General features: G+C 63.2%; 21 protein-coding genes and 1 tRNA gene. 12 read left to right on the top strand and 10 right to left on the bottom strand.

Annotated features, from left to right (window positions below; all coding sequences use genetic code 11):
• Positions 1-48 precede the first annotated feature (48 nt).
• Complete coding sequence (locus ABLE71_RS19670; protein ID WP_348785578.1) at positions 49-1,035, top strand: ABC transporter permease; 987 nt, start codon at positions 49-51, stop codon at positions 1,033-1,035.
• A 110-nt stretch (positions 1,036-1,145) separates the two neighbouring features.
• Positions 1,146-2,138 (top strand): sugar ABC transporter substrate-binding protein, encoded by a 993-nt coding sequence (locus ABLE71_RS19675; protein ID WP_348785183.1) that lies wholly within the window; start codon positions 1,146-1,148, stop codon positions 2,136-2,138.
• Positions 2,139-2,666: 528 nt separating this feature from the next.
• Here ABLE71_RS19675 and ABLE71_RS19680 read toward each other — a convergent pair.
• The 6 genes from ABLE71_RS19680 to ABLE71_RS19705 form a co-directional block, all read right to left on the bottom strand.
• Positions 2,667-2,742 (bottom strand) — tRNA-Ile (locus tag ABLE71_RS19680).
• Positions 2,743-2,798: 56 nt separating this feature from the next.
• Positions 2,799-2,963, bottom strand: coding sequence for a hypothetical protein (locus ABLE71_RS19685; protein ID WP_348785184.1), 165 nt, complete (start codon positions 2,961-2,963; stop codon positions 2,799-2,801).
• Positions 2,960-4,015, bottom strand: coding sequence for an ABC transporter ATP-binding protein (locus tag ABLE71_RS19690; RefSeq protein ID WP_348785185.1), 1,056 nt, complete (start codon positions 4,013-4,015; stop codon positions 2,960-2,962). The genes ABLE71_RS19685 and ABLE71_RS19690 overlap by 4 nt, the downstream gene beginning before the upstream one ends.
• A gap of 18 nt (positions 4,016-4,033) precedes the next feature.
• Positions 4,034-4,867, bottom strand: coding sequence for a carbohydrate ABC transporter permease (locus tag ABLE71_RS19695; protein WP_348785186.1), 834 nt, complete (start codon positions 4,865-4,867; stop codon positions 4,034-4,036).
• Positions 4,864-5,826, bottom strand: a complete 963-nt coding sequence (locus ABLE71_RS19700; protein WP_348785187.1) for a sugar ABC transporter permease — start codon at positions 5,824-5,826, stop codon at positions 4,864-4,866. The genes ABLE71_RS19695 and ABLE71_RS19700 overlap by 4 nt, the downstream gene beginning before the upstream one ends.
• Positions 5,827-5,896: 70 nt before the next feature.
• Positions 5,897-7,270 (bottom strand): sugar ABC transporter substrate-binding protein, encoded by a 1,374-nt coding sequence (locus ABLE71_RS19705; protein WP_348785188.1) that lies wholly within the window; start codon positions 7,268-7,270, stop codon positions 5,897-5,899.
• A gap of 189 nt (positions 7,271-7,459) precedes the next feature.
• Between ABLE71_RS19705 and ABLE71_RS19710 the strand changes: the two genes are divergently transcribed.
• The 8 genes from ABLE71_RS19710 (at position 7,460) to ABLE71_RS19745 (ending at position 15,269) form a co-directional block, all read left to right on the top strand.
• Positions 7,460-8,137 carry a 4-hydroxythreonine-4-phosphate dehydrogenase gene (locus tag ABLE71_RS19710; protein WP_348785189.1) on the top strand — a complete coding sequence of 226 codons (678 nt, stop codon included), beginning with the start codon at positions 7,460-7,462 and terminating at the stop codon, positions 8,135-8,137.
• Between the two features lie 3 nt (positions 8,138-8,140).
• Positions 8,141-9,598: an FGGY family carbohydrate kinase gene (locus ABLE71_RS19715; RefSeq protein ID WP_348785190.1), complete on the top strand. Its 1,458-nt coding sequence runs from the start codon at positions 8,141-8,143 to the stop codon at positions 9,596-9,598.
• Positions 9,599-9,611: 13 nt separating this feature from the next.
• On the top strand, positions 9,612-10,904 hold the full coding sequence (locus ABLE71_RS19720) for an iron-containing alcohol dehydrogenase (protein ID WP_348785191.1): 1,293 nt from the start codon (positions 9,612-9,614) through the stop codon (positions 10,902-10,904).
• Positions 10,905-10,906: 2 nt separating this feature from the next.
• A complete protein-coding gene (locus tag ABLE71_RS19725; RefSeq protein ID WP_348785579.1) occupies positions 10,907-11,704 on the top strand; it encodes an HAD-IIB family hydrolase in 798 nt (265 codons plus the stop codon).
• Entirely contained in the window at positions 11,705-12,490 is a 786-nt protein-coding gene (locus ABLE71_RS19730; protein WP_348785192.1) for a DeoR/GlpR family DNA-binding transcription regulator, read from the top strand.
• 94 nt (positions 12,491-12,584) lie between these two features.
• A complete protein-coding gene (locus ABLE71_RS19735; RefSeq protein WP_348785193.1) occupies positions 12,585-13,361 on the top strand; it encodes a FadR/GntR family transcriptional regulator in 777 nt (258 codons plus the stop codon).
• Between the two features lie 19 nt (positions 13,362-13,380).
• A complete protein-coding gene (gene otnK, locus ABLE71_RS19740) occupies positions 13,381-14,637 on the top strand; it encodes a 3-oxo-tetronate kinase (protein ID WP_348785194.1) in 1,257 nt (418 codons plus the stop codon).
• A complete protein-coding gene (locus ABLE71_RS19745; protein WP_348785195.1) occupies positions 14,634-15,269 on the top strand; it encodes an aldolase in 636 nt (211 codons plus the stop codon). The genes otnK and ABLE71_RS19745 overlap by 4 nt, the downstream gene beginning before the upstream one ends.
• An 85-nt stretch (positions 15,270-15,354) precedes the next feature.
• On the opposite strand, the gene ABLE71_RS19750 is transcribed toward ABLE71_RS19745, so the two are convergent.
• Together ABLE71_RS19750 and ABLE71_RS19755 are read right to left on the bottom strand one after the other, a co-directional pair.
• Positions 15,355-18,507, bottom strand: a complete 3,153-nt coding sequence (locus tag ABLE71_RS19750; RefSeq protein WP_348785196.1) for a multidrug efflux RND transporter permease subunit — start codon at positions 18,505-18,507, stop codon at positions 15,355-15,357.
• Between the two features lie 3 nt (positions 18,508-18,510).
• Positions 18,511-19,671 carry an efflux RND transporter periplasmic adaptor subunit gene (locus tag ABLE71_RS19755; RefSeq protein ID WP_348785197.1) on the bottom strand — a complete coding sequence of 387 codons (1,161 nt, stop codon included), beginning with the start codon at positions 19,669-19,671 and terminating at the stop codon, positions 18,511-18,513.
• A gap of 170 nt (positions 19,672-19,841) precedes the next feature.
• Here ABLE71_RS19755 and ABLE71_RS19760 point away from each other — a divergent pair, with 170 nt between their 5' ends.
• Positions 19,842-20,552, top strand: coding sequence for an SIMPL domain-containing protein (locus ABLE71_RS19760; RefSeq protein ID WP_348785198.1), 711 nt, complete (start codon positions 19,842-19,844; stop codon positions 20,550-20,552).
• A gap of 104 nt (positions 20,553-20,656) precedes the next feature.
• Here the strand turns inward: ABLE71_RS19760 and ABLE71_RS19765 are convergent, their stop codons facing one another.
• Together ABLE71_RS19765 and ABLE71_RS19770 are read right to left on the bottom strand one after the other, a co-directional pair.
• Entirely contained in the window at positions 20,657-21,028 is a 372-nt protein-coding gene (locus ABLE71_RS19765; RefSeq protein WP_348785199.1) for a hypothetical protein, read from the bottom strand.
• Positions 21,029-21,162: 134 nt separating this feature from the next.
• Positions 21,163-21,609: a YcgN family cysteine cluster protein gene (locus tag ABLE71_RS19770; protein ID WP_348785580.1), complete on the bottom strand. Its 447-nt coding sequence runs from the start codon at positions 21,607-21,609 to the stop codon at positions 21,163-21,165.
• A gap of 189 nt (positions 21,610-21,798) precedes the next feature.
• Here ABLE71_RS19770 and ABLE71_RS19775 point away from each other — a divergent pair, with 189 nt between their 5' ends.
• Entirely contained in the window at positions 21,799-23,595 is a 1,797-nt protein-coding gene (locus ABLE71_RS19775) for an OmpA family protein (protein WP_348785200.1), read from the top strand.
• Positions 23,596-23,644 lie beyond the last annotated feature (49 nt).

Here is a 23,644-nt window from a genome sequence, read left to right on the forward strand (position 1 = left end):
CCAACACTCGCCGCCCCAGTTCAGGAGAGCACGCGTCTGCTCGACTTGGTGCAGAGCCTCGGCCTCCTAATCGTGATCCTTGTTGGCGGGGTAATGCTGAGTTTTGGCTCGCCGGTATTCTTAACCCGTATCAACATAGAGAACCTCCTGTTCTCCTCTACCATCATCGCGGTGATGGCGATTGGCCAGGCCTTCGTAATCCTTGTTGCCGGCATCGACCTGTCGGTCGGCGCTGTCCTGGCGCTCTCGTCGGTGCTGGGTGTGGTGCTCGCAACCCAGTTTGGGCTTCCGGTCATTATCGCGGCGTTGCTGGCGCTCGGCGTCGGCGCCGGTATCGGGCTGCTCAACGGTCTCGCCGTCACCAAGCTAAGGCTGCCTGCCTTGATCGCAACGTTGGCGATGATGAGCGTCACCCGCGGCGTTGCCTATCTCATCTCGGACGGACGCAACATCGCGCCGGTGCCCTCGATCTATATTGAGATCCAGTCGCTGCGGATTTTCGGCATTCCCTTCGTCATTATCTTTACTGCGATGGTGGCCCTCTTGGCTCACTTCGTGCTGACGCGCACCCGGTTCGGGCGCGAGATATTTGCTACCGGCGGTAACGCAGTCGCGGCTAGACTGGCCGGTATCAAGACTGACCGGGTGGTCCTGATCGCCTACGTCATTTCTGGCGCGGCAGCGGCACTTGGTGGCCTGATGATCACTGCGCGCCTCGAGGCCGGCGCCGCTACGGCCGGCTTCGGCTACGAACTTATTGTCATCTCGGCAGTGGTCATCGGCGGCGTCAGCCTGTTCGGTGGCGAAGGGAAGATCACTGGAGTGCTGCTCGGCGTCATTCTGCTCGGCCTCGTGCAGAACGCCGTCAACCTGCTCAACGTGCCGCCGAACTACGATTACATCGTTAGTGGCGCGGTCATCGCCGCCGCGGCCGCACTCGACGTCTATCGACGCTCATATGTCGAGACGGGCTTACGCAAGCGGACCATGCTTATCCGTCGCGAAAAATCGCAGAACCGGACTGCTCGCGAGTAGACAAGCGGGCGGGCAACCGAAGCCTGTAATCGCTCACCCCATCGAAAGTCGGCCCGCAGGCTTCGTCAGACAGATAACGCGGGACAGAAAAGAAGCACAAGGAGGATAAAATGAGACTGAAAACAGTAACACGGCGAACGCTGCTTGCAGCCACTGTCGCAGCCATGGTCGGCACGTCCGCGCTGGCGCCCATGGCATTCAGCGCCGAAGGGGATGCCAAAGGCAAGACTGTCGAATACATCACCTTCGGCCTTCAGTTTGAATATCAAGTCGCGATGGTCGAAGGCATGAAAAAGCGCGCCGAAGAAGCCGGCATCGTGCTCAACGTTATCGACGGCAAGGGCGATCCGAACAACCAGGTCACGCAGGCACTCGACGCGGTCACAAAGCAGCCTGACGCTATCGTCATCAACCCGATCGACGCGACCTTGCTCGTGGCAGGCGTAAAGCGCGCTAACGAGGCCAAAATTCCCGTGTTCATCATGGAGAATGCTCCACCGGAAGGAGAGTATCTCGGCTTCGTCGATTTCGACAACGAGGCGGGCGGAGCGCTCGGCGCAGACGCTCTGGCGAAGGCGATTGGCGAGAAGGGCGTCGTGCTTGAGACCCGCGGCTCGGTAGGCTCCGCGCAGGCGCAGGCCCGCCATAAGGGCTTTACCGAGCGAATGGCCGCCAACTATCCGAACATTGAGGTGCGCTCATTGAACACTGAGTGGGCGGCTGACAACGCCAACAAGATGGTGTTGGACGCCTTTACACAAGATCCGAACATTGTTGGCGTTTTCAGTCACAATGACGAGATGGTGCGCGGCATTGTCTCAGCGCTGCGCCAGATTGGAAAGCTTGTTCCTCCCGGCGAAGCGGGACACGTCACAGTCATAGGACTTGACGGCACTCCGTTGGCGCTGGATCGCATCCGTGAGGGCACGCAGCACGCCACCGTTGCGCAGGATCCCTACGCTATGGGCGGCGGCGGCATTCTCGAGCAGGTCATCGCCTATTTCGAGGGACGTGACTACGACAAAAACATGCAGACCAAGCCTTACCTCATCGATAAGGCCAACGTCGACGACGCCCGCAACTGGGGCAATCTAAAGAAATAGCTTGGTTCGCGAACCTGGAACGGCCTCGCGAAAGCCGGGCCGTTCCAGCACTATACTCGGCGCAACCTCTTACCGAGCTTGCAGTCGGGGTGGCGCATCGTTGCGATGCTCTTTTCCAAACGTTTGGACACAAAAAGTGGCCAACAGAGACGAATGCCTTATTTCGACGGAGAGACGCCCGAAAAGAGAGACGAATCTCCTAACGTTTTCACGGCCGACCTGCTAAGCCTCGGATAACTCGGAGCTATTCGCGTGACTGCTTGAAAAGGCAAAAAGTACTGTATTATCAGATAGTTAACTGGTGGTCCCCAAGGGACTCGAACTGGCAACCAAATGGCAAAACTAAGCCTCGGAAATGTCGACGCTATTCGGGCCCATTTTCAGGAAAGTCGCAGACAGAGACGTTTCGGGGGAAAACAGCAAACGTTTGGACAGAGACGATTCTGCTGCATCAAAATGCATCACAGCGATCATGTGGTGATGCACGCAGCAAAAATCTCTGCTAAGTCATTGATATTGCAGACTGTTTGGTGGGCCCGGAGGGACTCGAACCCCCAACCAAGCGGTTATGAGCCGCCGGCTCTAACCATTGAGCTACAGGCCCCACGCCGGCTGCATTAGTGGCTTTTGGCGCGCTGCACAAGCACCGTGCCGAAGCGATCAGAACCATATCAGCCAGACGAGCTGGAGAAGGATCAGCACGATCACATCCCAGAAGATCAGCTCGCCGGTGGTGAACCAGCCGCGCGGTCTGTTGAAGCGCCAGAAGCACCCGCCGAACAGGATCGCCGCGGCGAGCGGGACGAAGAGTATCGGCCAGGTCATGTTAGCCGCGCGCCGGTGACGGCGTCGAAGGCGTGCAGCGCAGCCGGCGGGAAGCGCAGGAAGAGAGGTTCGCCATGAGCGAACGTCCGATCGTCGTTCGGCGTGCGTACGATCATGCTCGACGTGCCGCTGCGTACGAAGACCAGCACGTCAGGCTCGACCAGTTCCATCACGTCGACCTCGAAGCGGACTGCATCGGCAGCGGAAGAATCGACGATCTCGACCTGCTCCGGGCGGATACCGAGCACGACAGGTCCGTCAGGGATGCCAGGCGCCGCGCAGGCGATGTCGCCTGCCCTGAACATCCCTGCGTACAGCATGCCCTCGAATGTGTTCATCGCAGGGCGGCCCATGAACTCGGCGACGAAGCGGCTCGCCGGCCGGCGGTAGACCGTCTTCGGCTCGTCGAACTGTACGAGCCTGCCATCGCGCAGCACAGCAACCCGAGTGGCCAGCGTCATCGCCTCCTCCTGGTCGTGAGTGACGAAGACGAAGGTCTTCTTCAACTCGCGGTGCAGACGCTTCAACTCGGTGCGCATATGGAGCCTGAGCAACGCATCGAGATTGGAGAGCGGCTCATCCATCAGGCAGATGTCGGGCTGCCAAACCAGCGCACGGGCGACGGCGACGCGCTGCGCCTGCCCCCCCGACAGTTGGCTCGGCTTGCGCGCGAGATAGCGGCCGATCTGCAGGAGGTCCGCCATATTGCGGACGCTGCGGTCTATCTCTGTCCCGGCCATTTTGCGCACGCGCAGCGGATAGGCGATGTTTTCGTAGACGCTCTTGTGGCTGTAGAGCGCGTAGTTCTGAAACACCATACCCATGCCGCGAAAACGCGGCGGCAGGTCGGTGACGTCCTTGCCGTCTACCAAGATGCGGCCGCCGGTCGGGTGTTCAAGGCCAGCAAGTACGCGGCAGGCAGTCGTCTTGCCCGAGCCTGATGGCCCGAGCAGCACGATGAACTCGCCTGTGTCGAATGCGAGATCGAGACCGTGCAGCGCGGCGGTGCCGTCCGGAAAGACCTTGGATATGCCGTCGAAGACTATGCCCATGAGGTCTCCCGGTTTCCGTCAGCCCTTGACCGCGCCGAAGGTCAGCCCGCGCACCAGCTGGCGCTGGACAAGGAATGTGAAGATCAGGATCGGCAGCGTGGCGACGACGGCGACAGCTGCCACCTGCCCCCACAAAGTGCCGTGCGGCGTCACCAGCCCGGGAATGCCCACTGTCAGCGGCCGGCCCTCGAAGGCGACCAGAATGAAAGCGTAGAGGAATTCGTTCCACGACAGGATGAAACAGAGGACGGCGGTCGCGGCGATTCCGGGAGCCGCGAGCGGCGCGATGATGAAGACGAAGGCGCCGAGCCGCGAGCGCCCGTCCATAACCGCCGCCTCGTCGATCTCCTTCGGAATCTCGGCGAAGAAGCCCCGCATCATCCACACCACCAGCGACAGGTTGAACGAAGTGTGCGCAATGACCACGGCGTAGATCGTGTCGATCAGGCCAAGCGAGGTGAAGAACAGAAAGAGCGGCACGGCGATCGAAATCGGCGGCGCCATGCGCGTCGTCAGGAAAAAGAAGAAGAGGTCTTCCTTGCCGGGGAAATCCGCTCGCGCAAACACATAGGCAGCCGGCGCGCCGATCAGGATGCAGAGCGCGGTCGATGACAGCGAGATAATCAGCGAGTTGATCGCGAGCGGCCAGTATTCCTTGCCGATGAAGACGGCGGGATAGTTGGCGAAAGTCGGAGAGAACAACCATTTCGGAGCCGACGAGAACAGGTCCACGCGAGTCTTGAACGAGGCGAGCACGATCCAGAGATAGGGTGTCAGCGCGACGACCACCGCGACAAGGAGCACCGCCCAGGCGAAGGCCGTCCACGGGCGGCTGGCGGCGCGATCGATCATGGCTTCGCCCCCGCTGGCAGGCCGGACGAAGGCTTGGCCGACCAGTAGACGGCCTTGTAGAAGACCGAGCACAGGATGAGCACCACGAGATAGACCATGAAGGCCACCGCGGCGCCGTAACCGAGATCCCAGTTCCGGAAATTCACGCGGTAAGCGTAGATCGACACGAGTTCGGTGAGCGTGCCCGGCCCGCCACCGGTCATGATGAAGACCTTGTCGAATTCCTTGAAGGCGTCGATGCCACGCAGCAGGAGCACCAGCGCAATGATGGGACGCAGCAGAGGCAACATCACGTCGAGGAAGATGCGCAGCGGCCCGGCGCCGTCCATCATCGCCGCCTCGAAGGGCGAGCGCGGCAGGCTCATCAGGCCGGCGAGCATGACCAGCGTGACGAAGGGCGTCCATTGCCAGATGTCGATCGCAACGATTGCCGGAAAGACCAGATCGGGCTGCGACAGAACCGCGGCGTTCTGCGCGAGCAGACCGACCGCGCGCAGATAGTAGATGACCATGCCGAAATCGCCTTGCAGCAGCAGCCGCCAGATCAGCCCGACCGCGACGGGAGCGAGCATCATAGGGATGAGAAGCAGCGTGGTGAGCAACCGCTGCCGTACGACATATTTGAAGATCAGGAGTGCGAGTGCGAAGCCGATGACGAACTCCATCGCCACCGCGACAACGACGAATTTCAGTGTCAGCAGGAAGGAATTCCAGAACAGCGGATCGTCCCGCATCAACCTGCGGAAATTGTCGAAGCCGACGAAGGCTCCCTTGCGCGTCGCGTCCGCGAAACTGAGATCTGTCAGCGCCGTATAGACCATGTAGTAGAACGGCCCGACCAGAAAGATGACTACCAGGATCGTCGCCGGCAGCACGAGCAGCGGCCCGACGCCCCGGTCGAGCAGAAACGCTCCCCGCGTCTTGCCGCTCGTGTTGCTGGTGACAGGCAGGCTGGTCACGGGCGATCCGGCGTCCACTTCCAAGGAGGGGGACGGTCGCGCGAAGCGACCGTCACGCAGCGCTATGAGCTTACTGTGCCGGATAGCTCATCGGCGCGCAGGAACCAAGCAGAGTCGAAATTTCCTTGGCCGATGCATCGAGCGCCTCCTTGGACGATTTCTCGCCAGCTAGGGAGGATGACAGCTCGCGCACGAGTATGTCGGTCATCTCCGCCGATTGCGGCAGGGTCGCCTTCGGCTTGCCGTACTCGTTGGACGCCATCGAGGCCTTGGCATAGGGCAGCTTCTGAACATCCGCCGATTCATAGACGTCCGGACGGCCCGACGCTCCGCCGTTCAGATGCTGCTCGAGCTGGCGGTCGTAGCCCATCATCCACTGGATGAAGAGGAAAGCGGCCTGCGGGTTCTTAGAATAGGTCGGGATGAGATAGGTCCAGCCTTCGAGCTGGCCTATCTTGCCGCCCTCACCTTGCGGCACGATGTCGAAACCGACCTTGCCCACCACGGTGGAGGCGGTCTCATCGACGGCGACGGCGTAAGTGGCGTCGTTCCACATGATCAGTTCGGCAACCTTGGCCTGCTGCATCAGCGCCATCACGTCATCCCAGAAATAGTTCAGGCTGTCCGGCGGCGAGAAGGCGAGCAGGCTCTTGTAATAGTCGAGCGAAGCGATGGCTTGCGGACTGTTGACGACGACCGGCCCGCATTGGGAGCCGCTCTGCACGTCGAGCACGTCGCCGCCGAAGGAATAGAGGAAATTCAGCCACTCGTACCACAACGCCTCGTGGCGCTTGCCCTGCAGCGCGGTTCCGTAGAGCCCCTGGTCGGGGCGGTTGAACCACTCGGCTATGTCGCGATACTGGTCCCAGTTCTGCGCCGGCGCGAGATCGTAGCCGTATTTCGCCTTGAAGCCATCCTTCTCCTTGGCATCGGCGAGCAGGTCGGACCGGTACCACATGAACATGTTGAGCACGGTGAAGGGGAAGCCGTACATCTTGCCGTCGTACCAGGAGATCTCCTTCCAGGCCCCTTGATAGAGCTGCTCCTCGGGTTTGAAGCTCGGATCGCGCAGCGCCGCGTCCGCCATGAATGGCGCTATCTCGAGCAGATGGCCGTTGGTCGCGAACTTTCCCATCTCGCGATGCGGCTGGATGATGACGTCGTAGCGGCCGCGCTGGGAGTTGAGGTCGAGCTGGACCTTGTTGACGGCCTCGGAATGCTCGTACATTTCCACTTCGACCTTGATGCCGGTCGCTTGCTCGAATTGTGGCGCGAGTTTCGACAACGCTTCGAGCGGCGGTAGCGCTTCCCCCACCATCCGGATCGTCGTGCCGCTGTAGGGCTTGGCCGCCTCTTCCAGTGTCCAGGCCGCAGCATGTGCAACCTGCAACATTGCTGCGGCAATCATTCCCGCGATGAGCTGACCTCTAGTGTGCTTGAGCATCAACGTTCTCCCGATTGAAATGCGCTTTATTCCCCTGGGTCATTTTTCTGACACGGAATGTGGAGTATTGCAAACATAAATGTTGTAGCTTGCAACTTTTCGCTCGTCGATGTTATGTGGCTCGGCAGGCGAAAATTCGGAGACCGGCCATCCGCTGCGACTCCCGGTCTTGCCAAGCGAGGACATCCGATGGATTTCATCTTCATGCTGACTCGCGACGACCGCACGGTCGAGGACTGCCTCGAACTGATCGACCTGATCCGGCCCGTCGGGCTGAAGCATGTCGGATTCAAGGATGTGGGAGTATCGCCCGAGGTGCTGAAGGCATTGACAAGGGCAATTCACGCCTCAGGCGCCACCTCGTACATGGAAGTCGTCTCGACTTCGCCGGAGGCTTGTCTTGCCTCGGCTCGCGTAGCGCGCGATTTAGGCGTCGACCGGCTGCTCGGCGGCACCCAGGTGGACGAGATCATAAACATTCTCGCCGGCAGCGGCACCGAATACTACCCCTTCCCCGGCACGCCGGTCGGCCATCCGACAAAACTCGGCGGCACGCCGGCCGAGGTCGAGGCGCAGTGCAAGAACTTCGTCGCCAAGGGCTGCGCCGGTTGCGACATCCTTGCCTATCGGGCAACCGATTCCGACCCGATCGATCTCGTAAAGGCCTCAAGGCGCGGGCTCGGGCCGGACAAATACCTCATCGTCGCCGGTGCGGTAACTTCCTCCGAGCGCATCAGGGCCGTCGAGGCCGCGGGCGCCGACGCCTTCACCATCGGTACGGCCGTTTTCAACGGTTCCTACTCGCCGACCAAGGGCTCGATCCTCTCGCAGCTCCGGGATGTGCTTGCCGATTGTGAGATGGCCTAGTCCATGCCGGTCATCGGCATCGACATCGGCACGCAGAGCCTGAAGGCGGTTGTCGTGGATTCCGATCTCGTCCTGCGTGGCGAGGCAAGCGTGCCTTACCAGCCGTACTTTCCCGCGCCGGGCTGGGCCGAACAGGACCCCGCCCTGTGGCTCAGGGCGCTGAAACCAGCAATTGCCGGCGCAATAGCCGCGAGCGGCCTGGCGCCGGCCGACATCAAGGGTATCGCGGTATCCGGGCAACTCGACGGCTGCGTGCCCGTCGGCACTGACGGCAACGCGCTGGCGCCATGCGTCATCTGGATGGATCGCCGCGCCGTGACCGAGGTTGTTGGCATCGATCCGGACATGATCCGCGAGCGCACGGGCCTGGTCCTCGACGCAACGCACATGGCGGCCAAGATCCGCTGGATGCGCAGGCATGTGGTCGAGGCACAAAAGGCCGCGATCTGGCATCAGCCGGTCTCCTTCGTCGTTGCGGCGCTCTGTGGCCGCTCCGTCATGGATCATGCGCTCGCTTCCACCACCATGCTCTACGGGCTCGATGAGCGAGCATACGCTGACGACCTGCTCGCCCTGTTCGATATCGACCGCGGCAGTCTTCCCGAAATCGGCGATGCGACGGCAACCGCCGGCACGCTCGGCAGGGCGGGCGCAGACCTTACCGGCCTGCCCGCCGGTACGCCGGTCGCCGTCGGCACGGGCGACGATTTCGCCAACCCGATCGGCGCAGGCATCGTCGCTCCCGGCACGGTGGCGTGCAGCCTCGGCACCGCGGAAGTCGTCGGCGCCGTCAGCGATAGCTTGCGCATCGACGAGCAAAGCCTAGTGGAAACGCATGGCTTCCTCGGCAATCGTTTCCTAGTCAGCAATCCGGGCTGGCTGTCCGGCGGAGCGGTGACGTGGTTCCTCTCCACCTTCGGCGTCTCCACGCCGGGGGAACTCTCCGCGCTCGCGGGCCAGGTGCCGGCCGGTTGCGACGGCCTGACCTTCCTGCCGGCGCTTTCCGGCGCGATGGCGCCGCGCTGGGAACCAGGCGCGCGGGGCGCTTTCTATGGGCTGACAGCCGCCCACGGCAAGGCCGCCTGCGCTCGCGCGCTGCTTGAAGGCTGCGCCTTCGCGATGCGCGATGTCGTCGACCGAATGCAGGCTATGGACATCGACACTGGCCGAATCAGGCTCTGCGGCGGCGGGGCAAGAAGCCGCGTCTGGGCGCAGATGCGCGCCGACCTCTGCCAGCGCCCGGTGGAGATCGCGAAGGTAACCGACGCCTCGCCGCTTGGCGCGGCGCTTCTCGCCTGCGTCGCCGCACGGGCCGCCGATTCGATCGACGAGGCTGTGAGCCGCATGCCGCTCCGGGTCACGGCGATCGATCCTGATCCGGCGAAGGCGGAGAAATACGAAACCGCCTATCGCCGTTACCGCACCCTGTTCGACGCGCTCGTCCCCCTCTACGCAGGCTGACCGGAGCCAAACCATGTCAAAGGAAATGCTCGACAATCTGCTTGCGGGAAAGGTGCGCGATCCGGATGGCGGCGGGATGCTCGTCCCACCTTTGAAAGACATCGTTGTTGCGCGCCGTCTCGGCGAAGGGGCGGCTTCGCTGGTCGCGCGACTGTCCTTCGGCAAATCGCTCGCCATCATCATGGACCCGGACACGCGCGCAGCGCTGGGCGCAAAGGTAGCCGTTGCGCTTGCAGCTGCCTTCGCGGTCGAGGAGGTCGTGTTGCCGCGCCACCCGCATCCGGACATGGATGCGGTGAATGGCGTGATCGCGCGGACCACGAGTGCGGACGCACTCGTCGCGGTCGGCTCCGGCTCCATCAACGACATCACCAAATACGCGGCGCACCTGACCGGCAGGCCCTTCGCGGTCTTCGGCACAGCGCCGTCGATGAACGGCTACACGTCCATCTCCGCGGCGATTACGGAGAGCGGGCTGAAGAAATCGCTACCGGCGACGTTGCCCAAAGGCGTCTTCCTCGACCTCGACGTCATGGCGGCGGCGCCACGGCGGCTGATCGCGTCCGGGTTCGGCGATTCTCTGGCGCGCGCCACAGCGCAGACCGACTGGCTGATGGCGCATCTCCTGCTCGGCAAGCCGTACCGCGAGACGCCGTTCATGTTGCTTGCAGACGACGAGGACGCGATGATCTCATCTGCGGCGGCGCTCAGAGCCGGCGACGTGGCGGCCGTCGAGCTCCTGGTGCGCACGCTTGTCATGTCGGGGCTGGGCATGACGCTTTGCGGCGGTTCCTATCCTGCAAGTCAGGGCGAGCATCTCATTGCCCACTACATCGACATGCGCGGGCAGAACCTGCCGCAGGCCTATCATGGCGAGCATATCTCGGTGACGACGCTCACCATGGCGCGGCTGCAGGAGCGCATGCTGGCAATGCCGGTGCTGCAACTCGCGCCGACAAGGGACACCGAAGCGTCGATGATCGAGACATTCGGACCTGAAGTCGGTCGCGCATGCTGGGCGGTTTTCCGGCCCAAAGTCTTCGACAAGGGCGCGACCGATCAGCTGAATAGGAAGCTCGCACAGGAATGGCCCGAAATGCGAGGACGATTGCGCTCCGTTGCGCGACCCGAGGCGCAACTGAGTGATGCTCTGCTTGCCGTCGGCGCACCGACGGCGCCTGAGGATGTTGGACTGCCCCTGCCCTTCTACCGCGAAGCGGTTTCCAACGCGCGGTTGATCCGCGACCGCTTCACGATGCTTGACCTCGCCGCCATGTCTGCGAAGCCCATTGAGGCCGGCATCTGATGCTGCGGCCTTTGGAAGAAATGCCGGCCGAGGTCCGCCGCAACATTGCCGTCGTGCTCACCGACATAGACGACACGCTGACCGACCGCGGCCGGCTGCCCGCCAAGGCATACTCCGCGCTGGAGCGGCTGAAGCTTGCGGGCTTCATCGTCGCGCCGATCACCGGCCGGCCGGCCGGCTGGTGCGATCTCATCGCGCGGCAATGGCCGGTCGACGGCGTTGTCGGCGAGAACGGCGCGTTTTATTTCCGCCACGATGACCGGAAGCGGCAGCTATCCCGCTATTTCGCAAAAAATGTCCGCGAACGAGCCCGGGACGCCACCCGTCTGGACGCGATTCGCCGCGCGGTGATTGCCGAAGTTCCGGGCACTGCCGTAGCTGCCGACCAGAATTATCGCGAGGCCGATCTCGCCATCGATTTCTGCGAAGACGTCCCGCCGCTGCCGCGGTCCGAGGTGCTGAAGATCGTCGCCATTTTTGAACGTTTCGGTGCGACGGCCAAGATTTCCTCGATCCATGTCAACGGCTGGTTCGGCGGCTACGACAAGCTCTCCACGACGCGCCGCTTCCTGTCGGATTGTTTCTGTATAGACATCGACCGGGACCGGAGCTGCATCCTCTTTGCCGGCGACAGCCCCAACGATTCGCCGATGTTCGGCTTCTTCCCCAACAGCGTCGGCGTCGCCAACGTGCTCGATTTCAAGGAAGACCTGCCGGCGGCGCCCGCCTATGTTGCAAAGGGTCGCAATGCCGACGGATTTGTCGCGCTTGCCGATATTCTGATTGCCGCGAGGAGATAGATGGATACCGGCAAGCTCACCAAGAAGGAACGCCACGAGCTCATTCTCTCCGAGGTGCGCAAGTCCGCCGCGATCCGCATCTCGAAACTCGCCAAGCGCATCGGCGTCGCCGGCGAGACGATAAGGCGCGACCTGATCGAGCTCGGCGACGCCGGCCTGATAAACCGCACCTATGGCGGCGCGACGATCTCATTGGTCACTTCCGAGCCGGTGATCTCCGAGCGCGGGCTGACGCTGGTCGAGGAGCGCGCGCGCATCGGCAAGGGCGCGGCCGGCCTGATCGAAAACAGACAGGTGGTGATGATCGACGGTGGCTCCACCACCTACGAAGTGGCGCGCAACCTCGCGCAGCTGAAGCGCGACCTCGTCATCATCACCAACTCCACGGGCGTCGCCGCTGTCGCCGGCGGCAACCCGACATTCCGGGTGATCCTCTGCCCCGGGACCTACGACAATCGCGAGGGCAGCGTTCTTGGCGAGGATACCGTTGAGTTCATAGGCCGCTACAATGCGGATGCCGCGATCATCGGAGCTTCCGGCGTCACCGGGGACGGCCCGAACGACATGATCTCCGGCGCGGCTGCGGTGAAGCGCGCCATGATCAGCCGTTCGCTGTCGATCATCCTTGTCGTCACCCATGATAAGTTCGGCCGCGCCAGCCTTGAGCGCGTCTGCCGTCTCACCCAGATTTCCGACATCGTTACCGACCGGCAGGTCTCATCCGAATTTCGCGCCGCGGTGGAAGTCTCCGGGTCCGAACTGCATGTGTTCGAGGAGCGGGAATAGCCGTCTGAAAATCCACAATCGTGCGCAGGCGCGTGACATGAGCGGTGGGATGCGATAACTGGACTACTTAACAGTCCAGTTAGCGGTGAAATGAATGATGGTCCCACTCTCGCCGCTGCACGAAGCGATCCACAAACAGACGGCGAAGCAGATGATTCGCGACAAGATCGTCTCTCTGATCGCGTCCGGCATTCTGCAAGTCGGCGACGAGTTGCCTAGCGAACGTGAGCTTGCGACGATGTTGATGGTCAGTCGCGAGACCGTGCGGGGCGCCGTGCAGCGGCTGGCGGGCGAAGGCATCGTCCAGGTCTCGCAGGGCGCGCGTACCCGCATCACCAACGTCGATGTCGATGTCGGCACGCAGCGCATCGGCGTCACCAATCCGACCTCGATCAACGGCTATTCGCTGAATGAGGTTCATGCGGCCAGACTGCTTGTCGAAACATCGGTCGTGGCCGAAGCGGCGCGCAATCTCAGCACCGAGGACATCGGAAGGCTCGACGATTCGATCGTCGCCCAAGAGGCGGCCTGCGACGATCCTGTCCGCTTTCTGATTTGTGATCGGGAGTTCCACCTGACAATCTACTACGCATCCAACAACCGGTTGCTCGCCGACTTCGTGGTCGACCTCTACACCTACATGCTCGACCATCGCCGCATCGCCATGGGCGGGCCGGGCGCGATCCAAAAAAGCCTGGAGGACCACCGCCTCATCGTCGATGCGCTGAAGATGCGCAACCCGGAGGCCGTATCGGCGGCTTTTGCAAATCACATACTGCGCATCCACGACACGAGCCGCGCCGTCGATGCTGCCGGAGACACCTTCAGCCTGCACGTCGAAAGCGAGCTCGGCAACGCCCTGCACGCGTAGACCAACCAGAGACGACCGTATGCTTCTTGGTGCGATAGCCGACGATTTCACCGGCGCCAGCGACCTCGCCAACACGCTCGCTAAGGGCGGCATGGCGACGACGCAGTTCGTCGGCGTTCCAGCGACCGAAGCTGCCGCCGGCTGCGAGGCGGGAGTGGTCGCGCTGAAGACCCGTTCCATCGCACCTGAAGACGCGGTCACGCAGTCGCTGGAGGCCGCCGACTGGCTAAAGGCGCAGGGTTGCGAGCAGTTCCTGTTCAAATATTGCTCGACCTTCGATTCGACGCCGCAGGGCAATATCGGACCCGTGGCGGAAGCCCTGCTCGACCGGCTCGGCGCGGATCTCGCCGTCATCTGTCCGGTCTTTCCGGCGACCGGCCGGCGGCTGTTCATGGGCCACCTCTTCGTCGGCGAAAAACTGCTGTCGGAATCAGGCATGGAGAAACATCCGCTGACCCCGATGACCGACCCGAACATCCGCCGCTGGCTGCGCCTGCAGACCAGAGGCGAGGTCGGGTTGATCACCCTGGATACCGTTCGCGCCGGACCTGCGGCCCTGACCGAGGCCTTCGAGGCCGAGCGCAAGAAGGGCGTGCGCCTCGTCGTAACCGACGCGGTCGCCGACAGCGACCTGATGACCCTCGGCGTGGCAATCACTGGCCACAGGCTGGTGACCGGTGGCTCGGGCATCGCGCTCGGCCTGCCGCAAAATTTCCGCCGCGCCGGCAAGCTTGTGGGCAAATCCAATGCGAAGGCCGCCGCCAAAGGCCCGGCCGTGGTGCTCTGCGGCTCCTGCTCGACTGCCTCGCAGCGGCAGGTCGCGGCATATCTGAAGGCGCATCCGGGGCTGGCGCTCGATCCAGCGAAGCTCATGGATGGCTCGATGAGCGTGGACAAGGCGGCGGCATGGGTCGCCGCGCAGGACGGCGCGGCGCCGATCGTGTATTCGACCGCCGATCCCGTTTCCGTCGCGGGCGCGCAGCAGAGTTTCGGCCGCGAGGAGATCGCCGCCAAGGTCGAACATTTCTTCGCCGGCCTCGTGCGCCGGCTGGTGGATAGCGGCGTGCGCCGCGTCGTGGTCGGCGGCGGCGAGACCTCCGGCGCGGTCGTCGAGGCGCTCGGGATCACGAACATGAGCATCGGCGAGGAGATCGACCCCGGCGTGCCGGTTCTGGTCGCCGAACGCAACGGCCCGCTGGGTCTGGCGCTGAAGAGCGGCAATTTCGGCGCCGACGATTTTTTTGAGAAGGCGGTGGAACGGATCGGTACGGCATGAGCGAACAGGACATCCGCAACAACCTCGTGAAATGGGGCAAGTCGCTGTTCGAGCGCGGCCTGACCGCCGGCTCGTCCGGCAACATGTCGGTGAGGCTGGACGACGGCTTCCTGTTCACGCCGACCAATTCGTGCCTGGGTTTCCTGGATGCCGACCGGCTGTCCAAGCTCGACCTCGCGGGAAAGCATGTTTCGGGCGATGCGCCGACCAAAGAACTGCCGTTGCATTTCGGCTTCTACGATCAGCGCCCCGGCTCGCGCGCGGTCGTCCACCTGCACTCCACCTACGCGACGGCGCTCTCCTGCCTGCCCGACGTCGATCCGAAAGATGCCATCCCGCCGATCACGCCCTATGTGGTCATGCGCGTCGGCCAGGTACCGGTCGTGCCCTACACCCGGCCGGGCTCGGCCGAGGTCAAGCCGATGATCGATGTGCTGGCCGCGGATCACCCGGCCGTGCTCCTCGAGAACCACGGACCTGTCGTCGCCGGCGCATCGCTTGACGCGGCCGTCTTCGCCATCGAGGAACTCGAAGAGGCGGCCAAGCTCGCCATCATCCTGCGCGGCATGAAGATTCGGCATCTCGCGCCCGAGGCGATCGCTGACCTGAACCAGCACTTCAAGCTGAAATAACGTCGAATTTCGGCCGGTCTATGCCGGCAAATATTTCTCGGCGCGCAATTCGCATGTCTAACTCAGAATGATCGTATTCGGCCGGTTACGCCGAAGGATGCTCCGCTGGAGCGGCGGCTTCCATCTTGCGCCTCGGCTTGCCGAAGAGGTCTCCCATCTTCTCAAACAGGACGAACAGCGCAGGGATCAGCAGAATGCCGATCACCGTCGCCGCCAGCATGCCGCCCACAACCGTCGCGCCGATGGACACGCGGCTCGCCGCTCCGGCACCCGTGCTGAGCACAAGTGGCACGGAGCCCAGGATGAAGGCGATGGCCGTCATGAGCACGGCGCGGAAACGCATGTGGCCGCCTTCGACGGCGGCCTCTTGCAGGCTCTTTCCGGCCTCGTAGCTCTCCTTTGCGAACTCCACGATCAGAATGGCGTTTTTCGCCGCGAGGCCGATCAGCAGCACAAGGCCGATCTGGGCGTAGATGTTCAGTCCGAGCTTCACCAACTGGATGCCGAGGATCGCGCCGAGCACCGCCACGATCACCGACGTCATCACCGCGAAGGGGATCGTCCAGCTCTCATATTGAGCGACGAGGAAAAGATAACCGAAGACGATCGCCAGCGCGAAGACCACAATGGTCGAGCTGCTCGCCAGCGCCTCCTGGTAGGAGAGGCCCGACCATTCGAAGGCGTAGCCTTGCGGCAATGATGTCTGCGCCAGCTTCGTCAGGGCAGCCATGGCCTGACCGGACGATCCGCCGGCAGATGGCGTGCCATTGATCGTCGCGGCGGTGAACTGGTTGTAGCGGGCAAGCAGCGTCGGCTGCAAGTCGGTCCGGACGGTCGCAACCGCCCTCAGCGGCACCATGGCGCCTGTCGTGCTGCGCACATAGACCTTCAATATGTCGTCAGGCGTCCGGCGATATTGCTGATCCGCCTGCACGTTGACTTGGTAGACCTGGCCGAGGATCGTGAAGTTGTTGACGTAAGACGAGCCGAGCTGCGTCTGCAGGGTGCTGAAGATCGTCGAGACCGACACGTTGAGACGCTGGGCGCTCACGCGGTCGATGTCGAGAAAGAGGCCGGGCACTTCGGCGGAGAAGGTCGAATATGCCGTGCCGATCGCCGGATCGGAATTCGCCGCCACGATGAAGGAGCGCATCACTTGCGCGAGTTCGACCGGTGACTGGCCACCAAGAGCCTCCAGCCTGAAGTCGAAGCCCTCGGCATTGCCGACGCCGGGGATCGCCGGCGGCGGGAAGACGATGATGTTGGCGGCGCCGAGCGCCGCGAAGTCCTGATTCAGTTTGGCATAGATACCCCGCAGACCTGTTTGCGGCGTGGTGCGCTCGTCCCAGGGCTTCATGACGATCAGGCCAAGGCCGCTGTTGGGCTGCACGGCGCCGGTAAGCAGGCTGTAGCCGGACACGGTGACGACGTTGGCCACGCCGTCGGTCCCGCGCGCGATCTCCTCGACCTTGGAGAGCACTTGCTGCGTCCTCGGCAGGGCGGCTGCGTCCGGCAGTTGCACGTTGACGAAGAGAACGCCCTGGTCCTCGGTCGGGATGAAGGCCGTCGGCGTGCGCGTGAACTGCCAATAGGCGACGCCGGCAAATGCCAGCACGATCAGACCGGCGACGAAAGAGCGGCGAGCGAGGAACCTGTTGACGCTCGAATAGCCGTTACGCGTCTTGTCGAGACCCCGGTTGAAATAGCGGAACGGACCCCTGCCCTCGCGCGGCGGCCTGAGAAGCACCGCGCAAAGCGCGGGGCTCAGCGTCAGCGCGTTGAGCGCGGAGATCGCGACCGAAGCGGTAATGGTGATGGCGAACTGCCGGTAAAGCTGGCCGGTGATGCCGGGCAAGAACGCCACGGGCACGAACACCGCGAACAGGACCAGCGTGGTCGAGACGATCGGGCCCGTCACCTGCGCCATCGCTTTGTGCGCGGCTTCGGCCGGATGGATGCCGGGCTCTTCCTCCATGACGCGCTGGACGTTCTCGACCACGACAATCGCGTCGTCCACCACGAGACCGATCGCCAGGATCAGCGCGAACAGCGTCACCGTGTTGGCCGAGAAGCCGAAGGCAAGCAGCACCGCGAAAACGCCGATCAGCGACACCGGGATCGTCAGCGCCGGAATGAGCGTCGCGCGCCAGTCCTGCAGGAAGATGAACACCACCACGAGCACGATTATGCCGGTCAGAATAAGCGTGTAGACGATCTCGTGCACCGTGGCGCGCACGAAGTCCGTCGAGTCGTAGATCACCTCATAGGAGACGTCGTCGGGAAAGCGGTCCTTCAGGATTTCGAGCTGCGCCTTCACCGCTCCCGCCACGCCAAGCGCATTCGACCCTGGCGACTGGTATATTGCCATCGTCGCCGCCGGCTTGCCGTTGAGCTGGGCCTCGGAAGAATAGGTCTGCGCACCAAGTTCAACGCGTCCGATGTCGCGGACGCGCACGATGCCGCCGGTCGAGCCGGTGCGCAGGATGATGTCGGCGAACTGGTCGACACTGTCGAGCCGCCCCAACGCAGTGATCGAATACTGCAGCACCTGGTCGTTCGGGATGGGCGGTGCGCCGATCAGGCCGGCGCCCGCCTGCACGTTCTGCTGCTGGACTGCGTTGGTAACGTCGTCGGCGGTGATGCCGAGCGCCGCCATGCGCTGTGGATCGAGCCAGATTCGCATCGAATAGCTTAGACCGCCCATAAGCGTGGCCGAGCCGACGCCGGACACGCGCGAGATCGGATTCACCACGTTGATCTGAGCGTAGTTCGACAGAAACAGCCCATCATGCGTCCCCTTCGGCGAGAAGATGTTCGCAATCATCAGGAAGTTAGGCTGCTGCGCGCGCACATTGACGCCGAGCCGTGTCACCGCGTCCGGCAGCTGTGGGGTGGCGAGCGCCACGCGGTTCTGCACGTTGACCTGCGCGATGTCGGGGTCGGTACCCACCGCAAACGTCACCGTCAGCGTATAGAGGCCACTCGAACTGGTGGTCGAGGACATGTAGATCATGCCTTCGACGCCGTTCACCTGCTGCTCGATGGGTGCTGCGACCGTATCGGCCAGCGTCTGGGCGTCAGCGCCCGGATAGCTTGCGCTGACCTGGACGGTTGGCGGGGTGATGTCGGGGTATTGCGCGACCGGAATGTTGAGCAGCGCGATCGTGCCGGCAAGCGTGATGATGATGGCGATCACCATCGCCAGTCGAGGACGGTGGATGAAGATATCGGCGAACATCGCTCAGTTCACCGCAGCCTGCGGCGTCACGACGATCCCCGGTCGGACTTTCTGGATGCCCGACACGATGACGATCTCGCCGTTCGCCAGGCCTGCCGTGATCGCCCAATCGGTGCCGACGCGCTGGCCGAGCGTCACGCGACGTATCTGCGCGCGGTTTTGGTCGTCGAGGCCAAACACATAGGCTCCTTCCTGATCCTGCAGGATGGCGGACGCCGGCACCACCGGAAGCTCGACGCTCTCGCCGGCCTGAACACTCACCTCGACGAACTGACCGGGCACGAGCTTCAGTTGCGGGTTGGCGAACTCGGCGTAGACGGCGATGGTTCCGGTCGATGGATCGATTGCATTGTCGAGGAAGGCGATCTTGCCAGGCTGGTCGTACTCGGTCCCGTCGGGGAGCTCCAGCTTCGGCTGATATGCGGCGGCATCAGCAGCCAGGCTGGAATTGTCAGGCTTCAGCACCTTGACCACGTCGAGATACTCACGGTCCGAGATCGAGAACACGACGCGGATCGGGTCGGTCTGCACCACGGTGGCAAGCGGCCCGCTCTGCGGCGAGACGAGATTGCCTTCCGTAATGTTTGCCTTGCCGATGCGGCCTGCGATCGGTGATTTGACATCGGTGTAGGACAGGTTGAGCTGCGCGGTCTTCAGTTGCGACTGCGCGAGCGAGATCTGGGCCTTGGCCTGGTCGACCTGCGCTTGCGCGCCGTCTCGTGTCGCCTGCGCCTGGTCGACCACCGATTGCGACACGGCGTTGGTCTTGAGGAGTTCCTGCTGCCGAACCAATGTCAGGTCCTGCAGCTTCAGATTGGCTTCGGCGCTTGCCTCGGCCGCAATCGCCGACTCTAGCTGCGCCTGCGCGCCATCGACAGCAGCCTGATAGGTATCCTTTTCGATCACGAAGGCAACGCTGTCCGCCTGCACGAAGCTGCCCTCGGTGAAATTCACTTCATCCAGAAAACCTTCGACACGGGCGGCGAGCGCCACCTGCTGGGCTGCGACGACGGAGCCGACGAATTCGGCGTGCGTGGTGACCGAGGCGAGCTTGACAGCCGCTGTTTCGACGATCGGCGCCGCGGGCGTCTGGGCGGTTGCGCCCTGGGCGGCGAGCTGAAACAGGCCTGCGACAAAGAAGCTGCGACGTCCGACTGACCACACGATTCCCGTCTCCCCACATGAACAGGTGCTATTCCGGTCGAAACCCTTCTTCTTTAGAGAATCTCCGGGCCGTCGGCCAGACTCCCTGAACGTCTTTTGCAGCATCGCCGCAATGCATCCATAATCGCGGCATACGTCCCGCTTGGTCAGTAACGCTACGAGGGAACTTCATGAACAGACGAATGATCGCGCTCGGGCTCGCGGCGGCGATTGCCCTGCCCGTGGCCGCGTCCGCTGCCGAAACGCCGGTCCAGCCACGCATCGTTGTGACGGGCGAGGGCGAAGCAGCCATAGCGCCCGACATGGCGCTTCTTTCCCTCAGCGTGATGCGCGAGGCTAAGACCGCGCGCGAGGCGCTCGACGCCAACAACGCCGCGATGGCGGAAGTGATCGAGGCGATCAAGCTGTTCGGCATCGCCGACCGCGATTTGCAGACCGCGGGTCTTCAAATCATGCCACGCTACAACTACACCAACAAGCCGGACGGCACGCAGGAGGCGGAACTTATTGCCTACCAGGTGACGAACACCCTGTCGGTGCGCGTGCGAGATCTCGTCAAGACCGGCGAGATCCTCGACAAGGCCGTGGCGCTTGGCGTCAACCAGGGCGGCAACATCGTCTTCGCCAACGACGATCCGTCGGCCACCATAACAGAGGCGCGCAAAGACGCCGTCGCCGAGGCGACCGCCAAGGCGAAGACGCTGGCCGAAGCCGCGGGCGTGACGCTCGGGCGCGTCCTGGAGATATCGGACCAGTCTTTCGGCGCGCAGCCGATGCCGATCGAGGCCAAGGCATTTGACAGGGCGCTGGCTGCCGTACCGATACAGGCCGGAGAAAATTCCTACCGCGTCCAGGTCAACATGACCTTCGAGCTGAAATAGCCGGAACTCATCGGCGGAAACAAAAGCCCCGGAGGCCGAGCCCCCGGGGCTTTTTTCGAACCGGCCTGTCAGCGACGGCGGCTCTTGCTACTGTTGGCGCTGATCTACCAGCGCACGATCGGGCAATTCGGCGCGCGGGCGAAGGTGATGCGAACGCGCTCGCCATGTTTGCGCCCGGCAACCTCAATGGTGCGGCGGTTGACGTCAATCACACGCGCGCGGCGCACTCCGTAACGTTCCGCTTTGTTCAGCGCGCGCTCCGGCGAGCAACCACGGAAGTAGCGGCGGTCGCGACGATATTCGCGATAGTCGTGGCGATCATAGTCGCCGATCTGAACGCCGATGCCGACGCCGCTGTGATGGCCGGTTCCATAGTTGAGGTAGACGCCTTCGGCCTGGGCTGCGGCCGGCATCGCCGTTATGGTGCCGAGTCCGATCAAGGCGGAAAGGGCGGCGGTCTTGAGCTTGTTGATCATTGTTCTTCTCCTTGTCTTCTCGCCTAAGCGATGACGGGAGATTGCACGAGCTAGGCTGAACGGCGCGGGAACCGGCCGTTCATTAACGGTTCATGTGTCGGGAACCTGATTTTGAACGGAAATTTCAGGCGGGCCTACGGCTCGCCTTCCAACATATGATCGAAATAATCCTCGGCATCCTGCATCTCCGTCTCCGAGGCGGTGACGCGGCCGCGGACCGAAGCGCCGGCCTTGTGCACGCTGTTCTTGTCGCCCGAAATCAGCGGATGCCAGAAATAGAGATCGCGACCTTCCGCAACCAAGCGGTAGGCGCATGTGCTCGGCAGCCATTTGATCGTACGCACGTTCTCCGGCGTCAGACGGACGCAGTCCGAAACCTGCGCCTGCCGGTTCTCGTAGTCTTTGCAGCGGCACGTCTTCGCGTTGAACAACTGGCAGCCGACACTGGTGAAATAGATCTCGCCGGTGTCCTCGTCCTCAAGCTTGGACAAGCAGCATTTCCCGCAGCCATCGCAGAGCGATTCCCACTCGCCGGCGCTCATCTCTTCGAGCGTCTTCTCTTTCCAGAACTGCCGAGTCATGGGGCGCATGTGATGCCTTGTAGGCCGAAGGTCAAGCAATGAGCCGCCTTATCGCGAACACGATATTGCCACGAAGCCGTCCGGCTGTCGCCCGATCCGGATGCGAAGGCCCCTCCCGGCGGAACCAAAACCGGTATCGGAGGTTTCGGCTGGGATAGGGACATCCAGAGATTTTCAGGAGATACTACGATGAAACGCCAACCACGGATTCTGGCAGGCACCGCTTTGGGCCTGCTTATGGCATCCGCGCCGTTGGGCGCGTACCCGCTGCAGAGCGGCGAGGCACTCGACTTTTCGCAACGTGTCAAGAATGCGCCGCTGACTTTGGCTCAGGCCGAGTGCGCGGAAGGGGAAAGCGCCGAGGCCTGCGCCCAGCGCCTGCAATCGGAACAACCGGCGCCTCAGGCCGAAGAGCCTCGTCCCGCACCGGAACCGGAAGCCGCCCCCGAACCTGCACCCGAGCCCGAGGCCGCTCCCGAGCCAGCACCGGAGCCGGAGGCTGCTCCTGAACCCGCACCCGAGCCCGAGGCTGCGCCGGCTCCCGCCGACGAAGCTCCGGCGCCCGAAAAACCGGCGTCGGAAGCAGAACCTTCGCCTCAGCCGGAAGCCGCACCCGCCCCTGCCGAGCAGCCCGTGGCACCGGCCCCCGAAAAACCAGCGGCTGAACAGCCAGCCCCGGAAGCGCCTGCCGCAGAGCCGGCACCGCGCGAGGCTCCCGCCGAACAGCCGGCCACTCAGCAACCGGCCCCCGAAGCTCCTGCGACTGAGCCTGTCCAGCCGGCACCGGAAGCTCCGGCCACTGGCGAGCAGCCTGCCCAGTCGGGCGAGGCTCCGGTCGACCCGAATGCGCCGGCGCTAGATCCCAACGCAGCGCCGATCCTTGACAGCCAGAAGGAAGCGCCACCTGCCGGCGCGGCGCAGCCCGGCGAACAGGCCGCCCGGCCGGCCCCCGCTCCGGTCGATCAGGGTCCGCCGCCAGAAAGCGACGCAGCTTCCCAAGTCGCGCCGATCGCCCCCGACCAGATCCAGTCGGTCACGACCGAGCAAGGTGAGCGGTTGGAAGTCGGAACGACGCGAGAGGAGCGCCAGCGCAATCGCCGCGAACGTCGCGAGCGTCGCGATGACGTTCAGGTCGTCGAGGAGTTCAACGACAACCGGGTGATCATCGAGATCAACAACCAGACTTACATCGAGAGCCCGGACTACGAACGGATGATCAGGGACCGCGACGAAGTCTATTACGAGGAGTTGCCCCGCGGACGCGTCCGGGAAGTCATTACCAGACCCAACGGCGTCCGTATCGTCACCATCAGGGATCGCTACGGCGACGTGATCCGCCGCTCGCGCATCGAGCCCGACAACCGCGAGGTCATCCTCGTCTATGTCGAGGACCGGTACTACGACGACGCGAGGGAATGGCGCGACCCCGGCCTCGATCTGCCACCCATGCGCCTCAGCATTCCGCGCGAGGAATACATCCTCGAAGCTGAATTCGTTGAGGACGAAGACAGCTACTACGAGTTCCTCGAACAACCGCCGGTGGAAAGGGTCGAACGCACCTACTCGTTGAACGACGTAAAGCGGTCAGCCCGCATCCGCGACAAGGTGCGCCGCATCGATCTCGATACGCTGACCTTCGAGTTCGGCTCGGCGTCAATCCCGGAAAGCGAGGTTCCAAAGCTAGAGGGCGTCGCCGATGCGATGGCGAAGCTTCTGGCAAAGAACCCGGCCGAGACCTTCCTGCTTGAGGGTCACACCGATGCCGTCGGCTCCGATCTCGCCAATCTGGCGTTGTCGGACAAGCGCGCGGAAGCGGTCGCCGAAGCATTGACCAACGTATTCGGCATTCCCCCGGAAAACCTCGCCACCCAAGGCTATGGCGAGCAATATCTGAAGGTGAAGACCGAGGAGCGCGAGCGGGAAAACCGCCGTGTGGCCATCCGCCGCGTGACGGCGCTGGTGTCCCCGGTAGCGAGCGCCAACTGACGCCTTATCTCCCGCGATTCGATGGCAAACCATCGAATCGCGGGGGATC

Source organism: Mesorhizobium sp. KR9-304, assembly GCF_040049215.1.
Classification (GTDB): Bacteria; Pseudomonadota; Alphaproteobacteria; order Rhizobiales; family Rhizobiaceae; genus Mesorhizobium_K.